The 13986-nt window shown below is 58.2% G+C and carries 13 protein-coding genes; 8 read left to right on the forward strand and 5 right to left on the reverse strand.

The window, feature by feature from the left end; genetic code table 11:
- A partial coding sequence (locus E1297_RS29140; protein WP_155144453.1) for an aminotransferase class I/II-fold pyridoxal phosphate-dependent enzyme occupies positions 1 to 443 on the reverse strand: 443 nt, incomplete at its 3' end.
- A 243-nt stretch (positions 444 to 686) separates the two neighbouring features.
- On the opposite strand from E1297_RS29140, the gene E1297_RS29145 reads away from it, so the two are divergent.
- The 7 genes from E1297_RS29145 (at position 687) to E1297_RS29175 (ending at position 7808) form a co-directional block, all read left to right on the forward strand.
- Positions 687 to 1766 (forward strand): GTP-binding protein, encoded by a 1080-nt coding sequence (locus tag E1297_RS29145; RefSeq protein WP_155144455.1) that lies wholly within the window; start codon positions 687 to 689, stop codon positions 1764 to 1766.
- A 13-nt stretch (positions 1767 to 1779) separates the two neighbouring features.
- Positions 1780 to 2757 (forward strand): WD40 repeat domain-containing protein, encoded by a 978-nt coding sequence (locus E1297_RS29150; protein ID WP_155144457.1) that lies wholly within the window; start codon positions 1780 to 1782, stop codon positions 2755 to 2757.
- 131 nt (positions 2758 to 2888) lie between these two features.
- On the forward strand, positions 2889 to 4481 hold the full coding sequence (locus E1297_RS29155; RefSeq protein WP_155144459.1) for a gamma-glutamyltransferase family protein: 1593 nt from the start codon (positions 2889 to 2891) through the stop codon (positions 4479 to 4481).
- 40 nt (positions 4482 to 4521) lie between these two features.
- Positions 4522 to 5433 (forward strand): LysR family transcriptional regulator, encoded by a 912-nt coding sequence (locus tag E1297_RS29160; RefSeq protein WP_155144461.1) that lies wholly within the window; start codon positions 4522 to 4524, stop codon positions 5431 to 5433.
- Between the two features lie 87 nt (positions 5434 to 5520).
- Positions 5521 to 6012 (forward strand): TetR/AcrR family transcriptional regulator, encoded by a 492-nt coding sequence (locus E1297_RS29165; RefSeq protein WP_244327933.1) that lies wholly within the window; start codon positions 5521 to 5523, stop codon positions 6010 to 6012.
- Positions 6005 to 7063 carry an alcohol dehydrogenase family protein gene (locus E1297_RS29170; protein ID WP_155144465.1) on the forward strand — a complete coding sequence of 353 codons (1059 nt, stop codon included), beginning with the start codon at positions 6005 to 6007 and terminating at the stop codon, positions 7061 to 7063. The genes E1297_RS29165 and E1297_RS29170 overlap by 8 nt, the downstream gene beginning before the upstream one ends.
- A gap of 193 nt (positions 7064 to 7256) precedes the next feature.
- Positions 7257 to 7808 carry a hypothetical protein gene (locus tag E1297_RS29175; protein ID WP_155144466.1) on the forward strand — a complete coding sequence of 184 codons (552 nt, stop codon included), beginning with the start codon at positions 7257 to 7259 and terminating at the stop codon, positions 7806 to 7808.
- Positions 7809 to 7894: 86 nt separating this feature from the next.
- Here E1297_RS29175 and E1297_RS29180 read toward each other — a convergent pair whose 3' ends face one another.
- Positions 7895 to 8962, reverse strand: a complete 1068-nt coding sequence (locus tag E1297_RS29180) for a Glu/Leu/Phe/Val dehydrogenase dimerization domain-containing protein (protein WP_155144468.1) — start codon at positions 8960 to 8962, stop codon at positions 7895 to 7897.
- A gap of 238 nt (positions 8963 to 9200) precedes the next feature.
- Between E1297_RS29180 and E1297_RS29185 the strand changes: the two genes are divergently transcribed.
- Complete coding sequence (locus E1297_RS29185; RefSeq protein ID WP_368669728.1) at positions 9201 to 11030, forward strand: DUF1007 family protein; 1830 nt, start codon at positions 9201 to 9203, stop codon at positions 11028 to 11030.
- A 2-nt stretch (positions 11031 to 11032) separates the two neighbouring features.
- Here E1297_RS29185 and E1297_RS29190 read toward each other — a convergent pair whose 3' ends face one another.
- The 3 genes from E1297_RS29190 to E1297_RS29200 are packed head-to-tail and all read right to left on the reverse strand — an operon-like array spanning position 11033 to position 13872.
- Positions 11033 to 11791: a gamma-glutamyl-gamma-aminobutyrate hydrolase family protein gene (locus E1297_RS29190; RefSeq protein ID WP_155144475.1), complete on the reverse strand. Its 759-nt coding sequence runs from the start codon at positions 11789 to 11791 to the stop codon at positions 11033 to 11035.
- Positions 11792 to 11833: 42 nt separating this feature from the next.
- Positions 11834 to 12505, reverse strand: coding sequence for a response regulator transcription factor (locus tag E1297_RS29195; protein WP_155144477.1), 672 nt, complete (start codon positions 12503 to 12505; stop codon positions 11834 to 11836).
- Positions 12506 to 12510: 5 nt separating this feature from the next.
- On the reverse strand, positions 12511 to 13872 hold the full coding sequence (locus E1297_RS29200) for a cache domain-containing protein (RefSeq protein ID WP_209016060.1): 1362 nt from the start codon (positions 13870 to 13872) through the stop codon (positions 12511 to 12513).
- Positions 13873 to 13986: the final 114 nt, after the last annotated feature.

Raw genomic sequence — 13986 nt, forward strand, 5'->3', positions numbered from 1 at the left:
ATTGCCGCGCGAGCGGCTTCGTCCTCGGGCTTGGCGCCGGTATACTCGATCATCGAGCGGTAAATCGGAAAACCCGGATCGGGATACAGGATTTCGCTTCCCGGCTCTCCGAACATCAAAATGGCCATGAACATCGTGACCTTTCCGCCCGGCACGATAAGCACGTTGTCCGGGTTTGGAGCAAATCCCGCACGCTTCGCAACGTCCGCGGCAACCGCTTCCCTGAGAGGAAGAATGCCGGTTGCCGGGGTGTAGCCGTGATGGCCGTCGCGCATGGCCTTGATGGCGGCTTCCACGATGTGACCGGGCGTTTTGAAATCCGGCTGGCCAATCCCGAGATTGATGATGTCCCGGCCCTGCTGAGCCAGTGCTGTGGCGCGGGCCAGAACGGCAAACGCGTTTTCCTCGCCCATTCGGTCGAAACCGGCAACAGTTTTGAGCATGACCACTCCCCCGATTCAGGTTCCTGTGGCCATGACTTAAGCGGCAAACCCGGCTGTTGGAAAGCCGTATGTGGCTGATGTGCGTTCCGTGCTTGCGCTTGGCCTGCGGTTTTGGGATGAAGCAACAAGAAGAAACATGAGAGGTCTCGTGCCTTTTGAGTATGCCCCATATATTGGGCGGCAATTCACGCAGCTGAACGGCGTGGACCAAGAGATCAAGAAGACCCGCGAAAGGCGGTAGAAATGTCCGATACGCAAACCCCGACAGAAAAAAGCCAGATCCCGGTAACCGTGCTGACCGGCTATCTCGGAGCCGGCAAGACAACCCTTTTGAACCGGATACTGACCGAGAATCATGGCCAGCGCTATGCCGTGATCGTGAACGAATTCGGCGAAGTTGGCATCGACAACGATCTTCTGGTCGAATCCGACGAAGAAATCTTCGAAATGAACAACGGGTGCATTTGCTGTACCGTGCGGGGCGATCTGATCCGCACGGTTCAAAACCTGATGAAACGCCGGAACGCGTTTGATGCGATCATTGTCGAGACCACTGGAGTGGCCGATCCGGCGCCGGTCGCGCAGACCTTCTTCATGGATGACGATGTCCGGGCGGCTGCAAAGCTGGATGCAGTGGTTGGCGTTGTAGATGCACGCCACGTCCTTCAGCGGTTGGAAGACACGGAAGAGGCGCAGGACCAGATCGCCTTTGCCGATGTAATCCTGCTCAACAAGACCGATCTGGTCACGGCGGAAGAACTTGCAGGCGTGGAAGCGCGGATCCGGTCGATCAACCCTTACGCGGTGATCCAGAAAACCGAGCGCTGCGCCGTTGATCTGAAGGCCGTGCTTGATCGGGGGGCCTTCGATCTTGACCGGATCCTGTCGCTTGACCCGCATTTCCTGGAACATGGCCACCACGAGCATGAATGCGGCCCGGACTGTGATCATGACCATGATCATCATGGCCACGACCATCACCATCATGATGATGGTCACCACCACCACAATCATGATGCCGATCCGCATTCGGTAAAAAGCATTTCACTGACAGCGGGTGACCTCGATCCGGAGATGTTCTTTCCCTGGATCAATCAGGTCACACAGGTTCAGGGACCGAATATCTTGCGGTTGAAGGGCATTCTTGCCTTCAAGAACGACCCGCAGCGCTATGTCATTCAGGGCGTGCACATGATCGTGGAAGGGGATCATCAGCGGGACTGGAAGGATGGAGAACCGCGTGAAAGCCGCCTTGTCTTCATTGGCCGCGATCTGAACTGGGGCACGCTGAAACAAAGCTTTGCGGCCTGTGCTGCCGAATAGGGAATTTGGAACATTGCCAGTAATTGCCAGGGTTGAAGCGGATAGTTATGTCGTCCGCTGCGGCTATCTCAAGGGCGTTGCCTATTTCGCACTGGGCGACGGATCGGTTCGGTTTGCCGGTCAGGGGGAAACCGCGCATCAGGCTCACAAGGGTGGATTGTTGGCCGCCGAGCCTGCTCAAGACGGGTCCGGATTGGTCACATCGGGCGACGACGGGCTGATCAAGCGGGTATCTCCGGACGGGGCCTGCGAAACGCTCGCGGAACGTCCGCGCAAGTGGATAGACCTTCTGGCCACCGGACCTGGTGGCGCGGTTGCCTTCGCCTCGGGCAGGACGGCATGGGTCCGCCTTAAGGATGGAACGGAAAAAGAGTTTGCGCATGAACGGGCCGTCGGCGGGCTGGCGTTTGCGCCCAAGGGATTGCGGCTGGCCGTCGCGCGCTACGATGGCGCAACCCTTTGGTGGGCAAATACGCAAGGAAAACCGGTCGATTTGAGCTGGAAAGGCGCGCATCTGGGCATCGCCTTCTCGCCCGATGGCAAGTACCTCGTGACAACCATGCAGGAAAACGCTCTGCATGGCTGGCGGCTGTCCGATGCTCAGGACATGCGCATGACCGGCTATCCTGCCAAGGTCAAATCCTGGAGCTGGTCGGTCAAGGGAAAATATCTGGCGACTTCCGGTGCGAACGCCGCGATCCTGTGGCCCTTCTTCGGCAAAACCGGACCAATGGGGCAAAATCCGCTGCAGCTCGGCACCAGGAGTGACGTGCTCGTCACGCATGTCTCCTGCCACCCGAAAGAGGCGGTGGCCGCGATCGGATACAGCGATGGCATGGTGATGATGTGCCGGTTCGAGGATAATGCCGAGGTCTTGTTGCGCCGGGCGGGGAAGGGTGCCATTTCGGCGCTTGGCTGGGATGACGCCGGGCTGCGGCTTGCCTTCGGGTCTGAGGAAGGCGAAGCGGGGATGATATCCTTGCAGGCCTAGAGACGTTCGTGCGCAGGTCAAGGCATTCGGCACCCGCTTAAACGGCGCTCATTCACTCGAGCGCGTCTCGGTCATTTGGTTTCACTTGAGCGATGCAATCCTGGTGTCTGGCCTGAAATTTTGGGAATGAGATGGATACGGTGACTTCCTCCGGGGGCATGGTCGTTGCCCCGCATAGGGCTGCCGCGCAAGCGGGGGCCGAAATCCTTGCCGAAGGCGGGTCGGCTGTTGAGGCGATGATCGCTGCAGCCAGTACGATTGCAGTCGTCTACCCGCACATGAACTCCATAGGCGGGGACGGGTTTTGGCTGATAGCGGAGCCGGGCAAGGATCCGAAGGCCCTGATGGCCTGTGGCGCGGCTGGGACCAAGGCGACCATTTCCGCTTATCACAACGCCGGATTTGGCGAGATCCCGGCCCGGGGGGCGAAGGCCGCCCTGACGGTGGCTGGAACCGTCGGCGGATGGTATGCCGCCCACGAGGCGATCAAGCGGATTGGCAAGGGACGGATGCCGCTCAAGGATCTTCTTGCAGCCAGTATCCGCCATGCCAAGGAAGGGATTGCGGTCACCCACAGTCAAGCGGCTCTCACACGCGAAAAACTAGCCGAACTGAAACCGCAGCCGGGTTTTGCAGATGTCTTTCTGATCGGCGACGAACCGCCGAAAGAGGGGGACCTCCTGAAACAGGCACGTCTGGCCGACACGCTGGATCATCTGGCCCATGACGGCCTTCAGGAGTTCTACAAGGGCGATGTTGCGGCGGCCATTGCGGATGACCTTGACCGGATGGGAGCGCCGGTAACCGAGACCGATCTGGCCCGGTTCGAAGCGCGCTTCAGGGAACCGCTCAAGGTCCGGCTCAAGACCGGTACGGTGTTCAACACACCGCTGCCGACGCAAGGGCTTGCCTCCTTGATCATTCTCGGGCTGTTCGACCGCTTGAAGGTGTCCTCGGCGAATCATCCGGACTTTGTTCATGCGCTTGTGGAGGTGACGAAACGGGCGTTTCTGGTTCGCGATCGGATCATTGCCGATCCCATGCAGGCACCGGAGCCACCAAAGACATTTTTGGGCGCACAATGGCTGGACCGGGAAGCCGCTCAGATCTCGATGCGCCGTGCCCTCGACTGGCCTGCCAAGCCAGCGGCGGGGGATACCGTGTGGATGGGGGCTACCGACAAGGATGGGATGAGTGTGTCCTTTATCCAGTCGAACTATTGGGAGTTCGGATCTGGATGCGTCCTGCCGAAAACGGGGATCATTTGGCAAAACCGGGGCGCGGGTTTTTCACTCCACCCCGAAGACCTCAGGGCACTTGCGCCGGGCCGTTTGCCGTTTCACACGCTCAACCCGGCCATGGCGCGTCTCGGTGACGGGCGAACTTTGACCTACGGCACCATGGGCGGGGAAGGGCAACCGCAAACCCAGGCGGCTATCTTCGCGCGTCATGTCCTGTTTGGCATGCCGGTCGGCGAAGCGATCGACGCCCCCCGCTGGCTGCTCGGCCGGACATGGGGTGATGCATCGACGGCCTTGCGGCTCGAGAACAGGTTCGATCCGGATCTGGTTCGTGTCCTTGACCGGCTTGGTCATGAGGCGGTTTTACTGGATGAAGCCTATTCCGACATGATGGGACATGCCGGCATGATAGTCCGGAATATGCGCGGAGGGCTTGAAGGCGCGCATGATCCGCGTGCCGACGGAGGCGCGGCAGTGGCCTGATTTTGGGCAACCGCACCCGAGACACGCTCTAGGAGGGGCAATGGACACGATCACCCGCATGCGGTGTTTTATCAAGGTCGCGGAACACAAGGGGTTTTCCGCCGCCGCCCGGGACATAGGCCGATCCAAGGCGCTGGTCTCGAAATACATCGGCGAACTGGAAGACGAACTGGGTGTACGGCTTTTGAACCGCACCACCCGGCAGGTGTCGCTTACGGAAACGGGAGAGGCCTACTACAAGGAGGCGGTCGAGATCCTGCAACGGATCGATGACCTGCAGGCTTCGGTCCAGTCGGTGCATGGCGATGTGCGCGGGCGTCTGCGCATTTCCGCCCCGCGCTCAATGGGCGATCAGATGCTCAATCAGGCCATGATGGAGTTTCTGAAGGAACATCCCGAAGTGGTGCTGGATCTGCGGCTGGAAGACCGGTTTGTGGATCTGGTCGAAGAAGGCTTCGATTTGGCGATCCGGGTCACGGATCTGGAGGATTCCAGTCTGATTGCCCGGCGCATAGCGCCGTTCAGGACCGTTGTCGTCGCGACCGCCGAAGTGATCGAGAAATACGGGCTGCCGCGCGTGCCTCAGGATCTGGCCGAGCGCCCTTGCATCATTGATACCAACTACCGCTTCAAACAGAACTGGAGCTTTGGCCAGAATGGCCAGCGGGCCACCGTCGCGGTAAAAGGGCCGGTCGAGGTCAACAGCGCTGCCGCTGCCCGGGAGGCGGCCCTGCTGGATCTGGGGTTTTTGAGAACGCCGCTGTTCTTTGTTGCGGAAGATGTTCGTGCCGGCCGTCTGGAAGTGGTCCTGGAAGACTACGAGCCGCCCGAGCGGGGGATCCATGCGGTTTATCCGCATCGCAGGCATTTGAGTGGCAAGGTCCGCGCTCTGGTCGATTTTCTGGTCGGATGGTTTGCTGCCGCAAAAAAGCCGGAGGCAGATGCGCGCTGATAAATTTCCCGGTTTGACAGGGTAGAATGCTTATTCTACCATCCGCAAATGGACAGGAAACGCGCAGAAATCGCAGCGGGCCTTGAGATGGTTTTCAATTCCCGGGGCTTCGCGGAACCGAGTGTTCCAGACCTTAAAGCAGGTGCTGGCGTGAGCTTGCGAACGCTTTACAGGTATTTTCCGTCGCGAGAAGACATGGTTATCGGAGCGCTCGATTATCGCCATCAGCGCTATCTGGCATCGTTGGCCGAGGATATGCCCAAACCGGGCATAGAGGCTGCTTTTCATGTTGTCCGGCAACTGGGTGTCTGGATGTCGGAACACAGCCCCAAGGGATGTCTGTTCTTTCAGGCAATGTCTGCCCACCCCGAAAGCACGCAGATCACCAGCACGGTCATGAGACACAAGGCCGAAATTCTGGATTTTCTGACTGAAGTCTGTGGCGATCCGCAACGCGGTCAGCAGCTGTTTGTCATCCATGAAGGGATAACCGCCGCATGGTCCGCCCAGGGTGAGAGCGCATTGACCAGTGCCGCGCCGCTCGTCTTCGGGATCTTCAAAAAGGCTGCCAATGATTGATCCGAAACCGCAAATGTCCGGCGTCCTGCTGACGGGGCACGGAGGTTTGGAGTGCCTTGAATATCGGGACGATCTTCCCTTGCCGGTTCCGAAGCAAGACGAAGTCTTGATCAAGGTTGGGGCGGCCGCAGTCAACAACACCGATATCAATACACGTTCCGGTTGGTATTCCAAGGGGGAGCAGTCGGCTGCCGATGCGGGCTGGACCGGAGCCCCGATCGAGTTGCCGCGTATTCAGGGTATTGATGTTTGCGGAAAGATTGTCGCTGTTGGCAAGGGAAGCGATCCTGCCCGGGTGGGGGAACGTGTCCTGGTTGAGCCCTGCCTTTATGAGCGGGAGGGAACCGCGCTCACCATTCCCGAGTTTCTGGGGTCGGAACGGGATGGCGGCTTTGCCGAATATGTCGCCGTTCCCGCACGCCATGCTTTCAGGATTGAATCTGACCTGAGCGACACAGAGCTGGCGTCGTTCCCGTGTTCCTATTCCACGGCAGAAAACCTGCTCACGCGGTCAGGTGTCACATCCGGCGAACGCGTTTTGATTACCGGGGCATCCGGAGGTGTTGGCTCGGCAGCCGTTCAGCTGGCCAGGGCGCGCGGGGCGGTGGTGATCGCTGTCAGCAGCTCCGACAAGATGGCGCGTATCCGGGAGATAGGGGCAGATCATATGGTGGATCGCTCTGCCGATTTGATCAGCTCGTTGGGGCGTAACTCGGTCGACGTGGTGATCGACCTTGTGGCGGGCGGCCTGTTTCCTGTCCTTCTTGATCTCCTGAAGTGGCGCGGGCGCTATGCGGTCGCCGGTGCCATCGGAGGTGCGATTACGCGGCTGGACATGCGAACCCTCTATCTGAAAGACCTGAGTTTTTTTGGGTGCACCGCCTTGGATGCAGGCGTCTTTGAAAATCTCGTCAGGCTAATCGAGGAAAATCGGATACGTCCGCTTGTTGCTGCGACCTATCCCTTGAACGAAATTACCACGGCGCAAGAAGCTTTTCTTGCCAAGCAACATATCGGCAAGATTGTTCTTGAGGTCGGTGTGTTGGCATAAATCCTGCGTTCGAGCTTGATTGTTTCCCGATTTGGTTCTTGAATGCAAATGCTGGCTCCAGAGCCGAGCAATAGGCGAGTACCGCCTTTGATGCCGGTTCAATTGGAAAAGTACGACTTCTGAATTTCTGCCAAGCTTTGCCCTTGCGTCAGGGTGTCAGAGTGAGCGTCAGTATCTTGAGGGGAGAAGATGGATGTTGTCAGTAAGAAAGATTGCTGCGGCTGTGGTCGCTTGTGTGATGCTCGCACCGGTGGCTTATGCACAAACGTCGGACACTCCCCCTTCGGCTTCTGACACTACAACCACCAACGCGCCGGACACCGGGAACAATCAGCAAATATCTTCCGGGGAGGTCAAGCAAGAGCTGCAGGAAGCCATTGCCGCCGTGAATACCTACTCGGCACAGGAAAGGGACAAGGCAGTCACGGCTGCCAAGGAAGCAATGGCCAAGCTGGATGTCGAAATAGCGCAGCAGCAAGAACAGCTCAGGGATAATTGGGCCCAGATGAGCGCGGCAGCAAAACAGCAAGCCAGCGAGAAAATTGCGCAGCTTCAAACTGCCCGCAACAATCTGAGCGAAAAATACGGTGCACTTCAGGTCGGGGCCCAAAACGCGTGGGATCAATTGAAGACCGGTTTTACCAGCGCTTATGAAGAAGTGGTGAAAGCCTGGGAAGCTTCGGACGAAAGCGATAGTCCGCAGCAACCGTCACAGTCAGATAGCTCCAGCACAACGTCGCAATAACGTCGGCAGCGGTGTGCCCAACGCAAAAAGCGGGGCTTTGCCCCGCTTTCATGGTTTTCAACCCGTCACCTGTTCAGGCGGAAACTTCAGCCTGCGTGCTTCAGGCGTTCCTCGGCCATTTCGTCAGCAACTGTTTCAGGCGTTTCGTCTTTGCCGAGGGCACGGTTGAATATCTCTGTCAGCGTTGCCCCGATCTGAAGCGTCTTTGCGCGTACTTCCGTTTCATGACCTTTCTCGGTTGCCAGTGCAATCGAGATCACCCCTCCGGCATTGATGGCATAATCGGGCGCGTAGAGGATGCCACGCTCTTTCAGGGAGACGCCATCTTGAGCCGTCTCCAGCTGGTTGTTGGCCGCACCTGCAACGATCCTGGCCTTGATGTCTGGAATGGTGCGATGGTTCAGTCCGGCTCCCAGGGCACAAGGGGCAAAGATGTCCGCATCCACCGCGTGGGCCTGATCCGGCGATACGGCTTCTGCGCCGAACCTTGATCTGGCGTTGTCAACCTGGGCATCCCGGATATCGGACAGAATCAAGCGAGCACCTGCTTCATGCAGGTGCCGGGCGACGTCAAAACCCACATGACCAAGGCCCTGGACCGAGACGGTTCGCTGGCTCAGGTCATCGGTGCCGTACACATGACGGGCAGCTGCCTTGATACCTTCGAAGACGCCAAGCGCAGTGTAGGGGGACGGATCTCCAAGCCCGATTGCGCTGGTGCCACGCACATGCGTGGTCCTGCGGGCGACAGCGTCCATGTCATCCGTTGTGACGCCGACATCCTCCGCCGTGATATAGGTGCCATTCAGCCGGTCGACATGGGCCCCGAAAGCTTCCATCATGGCTTCGGTCTTGTCTTTCCCGGAGTCGGCTATGATGACCGCCTTGCCACCACCCAGGTCCAGACCTGCAAGGGCATTCTTGTAGGTCATGCCCTTCGACAGCCGCAGAGCGTCCTGCAGCGCCTCGGTTGGATGTGCATAGGGCCAGACCCGGCATCCGCCAAGCGCGGGGCCCAAAGCCGTGCTATGAACCGCAACGATCGCGGAAAGGCCGGTCGCTCGATCTCGAATGAACATGACATCTTCATGGTCATCGAACTCGGGATGATCAAAAACGGCGGTCGCTTGGCGAGGTTTTGTAATGGCGTTCATGGCCCTGCCCGAAAGTTGATTTGCTATGGTATAAATGTGCTCTTTTTTAGCGGAAAAATGTCTCTTTTGTTCTCAATCAATAGGAAAACCTGACGGAATTGATCCGAAAAATGGCGCTCATTGAGATGATTTATTCTTACATATTTACGCCCCGCAAACGAAATGCGCCTTGATCCTGCCCCGATCCGGGGGCAATTGTGTCGGAAATGAAAGACCGGAAAATGAGACCGCGTTTGAAGTGTTGGGGCCGGATTTGAGATCATTATTCGCTTGGGTAGCTTTGATATTTGCTGTTGCAGTCATGCAGGCAACACCCGCTGCCGCGCACCCGCATGTCTTCGTCGAGGCACGGACAAAACTGGTTTTTGACGATGACGGCAATGCCGTTGCAATCGATCACGTGTTTCGCTTAGACGACGCGTTTACGGCCTTTGCGATCCAGGGTTTTGATACCAACAATGACGGCGTCTACACCCGTGAGGGGCTCGCCGAACTCGCCAAGGTCAATATCGAGAGCATGGCTGATTTCGGCTATTTTACTTTCGGGGACAATACGAGGGTAGAGCTCGATTTTTCTGCGCCGGAAACCTACTGGCTCGAGGTAGCGGATGTCCCTCTGGATGACTATTGGGCGATGAAGCCGGAAGACATCGAGGCCATCAAGGAAGACATCGAGATGAATGGCGGCGCAATGCTTGAGACCGTCAAGCTTCTGGAGCTGCATTTCAGACTTCCGCTCAAGGATCCGAGCGACGCCACCCAGCCGATCACACTTGACGTGTACGATCCCACCTACTATGTCGATTTCCGGTTCAGCGAGGCAAGGAATGCCCTCACTGTCGAGAACGCTCCGGGGGCCTGTGAAATCGTTCGCAAGGAACCTCCGCCGCTCGACAGCGCGGCTGCCTATGCGCTGGCTCAGATCGGTCCGGACCAACGGGACGTGCCACCCGAGTTGCAAGCGGCTGCCGCGAGCCAGGTCAACCAGATGATCGTGACATGTCCAACTGCCATGGCGGCCGGACATGTCTCTGCCGGAGTGTCGGACACCGGGGCCGGGGCCCAAGCGTCCAACGGGTTCGAAGCCATTGAAAAGGCGGCACCCGTGACCCCGCTGACACGCACCACAAACACCGCGCTTGAAATCTCGAAGCCGGGTCTTGCCAGCAGTTTCTTCGGAAAAATCGCTCAGCTTCAAACGGAGTTCTACCAGAAACTGGTCGGAGCACTGCGGGCTTTCCGGGCGAACCCCAATGCAGGCTGGCTGCTGATCGGGCTGTCGTTTGCCTATGGCGTGTTTCATGCTGCAGGGCCGGGGCACGGCAAGGCAATCATCTCGTCCTATGTGGTTGCGAACAACGAAACCCTGAAGAAGGGTATTGCGCTGTCATTTGTCTCCGCGCTCGCACAGGCGGTCACGGCGATCGCTCTGGTCGGAGGGGCGGCCGTTCTGTTGAACCTCACGTCGATTGCGATCCAGGATACGGCGCGCTGGTTCGAGATCGGTTCTTATGCACTTGTCACCGCGCTGGGCGGCTGGTTGCTGTGGATGAAAGCGGTGCGGCCCGCTGTTCTGGCTCTCCAAAGGGAATCCGCCCTCGCGCATGCCCATGCTCACCTCGGTCACCATGATCATGCACATCACCATCATCATGGGCATCACCACCATGAAATTGGTTCCGATGGTGTCTGCTCATCCTGCGGCCACGCACATGCGCCGACACCGGACATGGTTCAGGGCAGGCTGACACTGACCAAAGCCGCTTCGATTGTTCTGGCGGTCGGATTGAGGCCGTGTTCCGGTGCGCTGGTCGTCTTGGTGTTTGCCCTGTCACAGGGCATGATCGCGGCAGGCATTGCCTCGACCCTGGCAATGGCGGTCGGGACAGGGCTTACCGTTGCCCTTTTGGCCGGACTTGCCGTAGGCGCAAAGGATGTCGCGGTCCGTGTTTTCGGGGAAGGCAGCGTCATGGCGGCACGGGTGCACCGGACGATCGAGATCGGTGGCGCACTGGTCGTATTCCTGCTCGGCGCGACCTTGCTGATTGCCGCGCTCGGCTGGAGGTAGTGTTACAAGCCCAACCGCTTGACGCGATAGCCGGCTGCGGCGCGGCCAAAGGCTTCAAAGAGTTTTTGTGACGGACTGTCGCTGCGCACCCAATATTCCGGATGCCACTGGGTTGCGACCACATAGCCCCTGGCGTCTTTCACGGACACGGCTTCGATGGTGCCGTCGGTTGCCAGGGCTTCGACCACGACCGACGTGCCGAGTGCCCCAAGCGCCTGGCGATGGAGTGAATTGACTTCAACCGGCTCTGATCCGAGGATTTTCGCGAGGCCGCTGTCATCCTTTATCTCAATCGGATGCGCTATCCGGAACCGTTCGTCTTGATGCTCCGATGTTGGTGCGCGGTGATCACTCCGGCCTTGCAGGTCCTGTATTTCGGTCAGCAAAGCGCCGCCCATGGCAACATTCAGCTCCTGCATGCCACGGCAGATCGCAAACAGCGGAATGCCCCGCTCCACCGTCCGGCGCAGCAGCGGCAGAGTGGTTGCGTCCCGGTCCGGGTCATAGGGACCGTTTTCGAGTGTCGCGTCTTCACCGTAGAGCCCGGGGTTCACATTTGAGCGCGATCCGGTCGCAAGAACCCCATCTATCTGGTCCAGCACATCATCAAGCGGAATGTCCGGCCCGAGAGATGGCAGGATCACCGGGACTGCATCTGCGCCAGCGAGGACGGCCTGCAGATAAGTGGACGGCGCCGCATGCCAGTTGTAGCCATCAATGGTTTTGACGTCGGCGGTGACGAGGATCAGTGGTTTGGTCATGAGGCACCTGACAAATGTAGCGGTCCTGAAAAGTCGTGGAACTTACGCAAGCAGTCCAAGTTCCTGCGCGACCTTGTACAGCTGGGCCGCGTTCTTGCTGCCAACTTTTTCGCGCAAGTTCAAGCGATGGGATTCGACCGTGCGCACGCTGATGCCCAGACGCTTGGCAATTTCCTTGTTCGGCTGACCTTGAGCAACCGCTTTCAGAACCTGCCTTTCCCGGTCGGTCAGACCATAGGGGTCCTCGACGGCGCAGGCCGTGTTGCCGCCGACAAGTGTCGGGCCGACAGCGGCCGAAAAATAATAACCGCCATTGGCCACACTCGTGATCGCCGTGATCATCTCGCCGGCGGAAATGTCCTTGAGAATGTATCCGCGCGCGCCGGACTGAACCACGCCATGCACATATTCCGGATTGTCGTAGATCGACAGGACGAGGATGGCGGTGCGTGGAAAGCGGGCCTTGATTTCCGCGGCCGCTTCAAGACCGTTTTTGACCGGCATTGAAATATCCATCAGGATCACATCAGGCAGGAGTGCTGCTGCCAACTCAATGGCTTCGGCACCGTTCGTTGCTTCACCGACCACTTCGAGCATGTCAAAGCGTTGCAGGCGCGCGCGGATGCCGTCGCGCACCAACTCGTGGTCATCGGCGAGCAAAATCCGGATGGTCTTGCCGGACAGGTTCGAAACCGGTGCAGAATAAGTCGTCATTGAAATCAGGCAGCTTCCAGTTGTTTTTTCATCAGCGGAATGGTGACGGTGATCTGTGTGCCGCCAGATATATGCCGCGCGATCCGCAAGCGGCCGCCTAGTGTCTCAATGCGTTCGCGCATATTTCGAATACCGAGCCCACCTGCTTTCGGAAGAGGCAATTCAATCCCGACCCCGTTGTCGCGGATTGTCAATGACAAGCTGTCACTTCCATAACTCAGGGCAATTTCCACAGCACTTGCATCCGAGTGCCTTGCGACATTTGTCATGCATTCCTGAACGATCCGGTAAAGTGCCGTTTTTGCGTTGTCGGTCAGCCGGTCATGCCCGCGTTCGGCTGCAACAGACACTTTAATGCCTGAGTGGGTCTGGAATTCGTTCCCGAGGCTGACGAGCGCCGTTGCAAGGCCCATGTCATCCAGAACGCTGGGGCGCAGGTCACGCGACACCCTCCGGACTTCGGAAATTGCACGATCCAGGATCCCGAGGCACTTGGTGGCCTGGGATTGAAGTTGCGGGACGCGGCAAGCCTCACTGTGGATCATCTCGATCCCGTACCGGACGGAGACAAGAAGTTGGGAAATGCTGTCATGCAGTTCCGTGGAGACGCGTTTGCGCTCCTGCTCCTGGATCTCGAAAATCCGGTTGGTGAGTTCTTTCAGTTTGCTGTCGGCAAACCGCTGCTCGGAAAACCGCACGCCAGCGATGAAGGTGCCGGTAACAACCACGGCGGCAAGGGCAATCAGGACAATGACCAGAAGCGTCTGCCGGATGCTCTGTGCAAAATCGGCGCGGATGGCGGCCACCTCCCGATCAATATCGTCCGTGTAAAGGCCGGTGCCCAGCATCCATCCCCACTTGTCGAGAAGGATGGCATAACCAAGCTTGTTTTCGACAAGGCCGGTGGACGGCTTGTGCCAGGCATACTCGTGAAAACCGCCGCCAGCCTGGGCCGCATCAATCAGGTTTTGAATGACGAAGTCGCCCTCCGGGTCCTGCAGATCCCACAATTGGTTTCCGACCAGATGACCAAGTTTGGGATGGACGAGGTTTATTCCGTCTAGCGTGTAGATGAAGAAGTAGCCATCTTGCCCAAACGTCATGTTGTGCAGGATGGTTTTGACCTGTTTCTGCGCCGCTTCGCGTCCGTTAGGTTCGGTTTCGTAGATCGGAGCGATCGAGGTCAGGGCCAGACTGATATAGTTCCGCAGTTCCTGGCGTTTGGCCGCAAGAATGCGTTGCTCGACCGCTTTGGTTTCAACCTCGATCAGGTGCCGTGCCTGAAAATACGTTGCGATGCCGATCAGCAGTGAAACGGCGATCAGCGGCAGGATCGTGATAAGCACTAATTTGGTTTTAAAGGTCACCAAAACCATCCTGAAATTACGTCAGCCCATCAATCTGCGCATGAGTCTTACTTGCCCTTGCGTAGTACTACTGAGAAGCTGCGCAGAACCACGAATAGCGTGACCTTAACGTGA

The organism is Roseibium sp. RKSG952 (assembly GCF_009711355.1).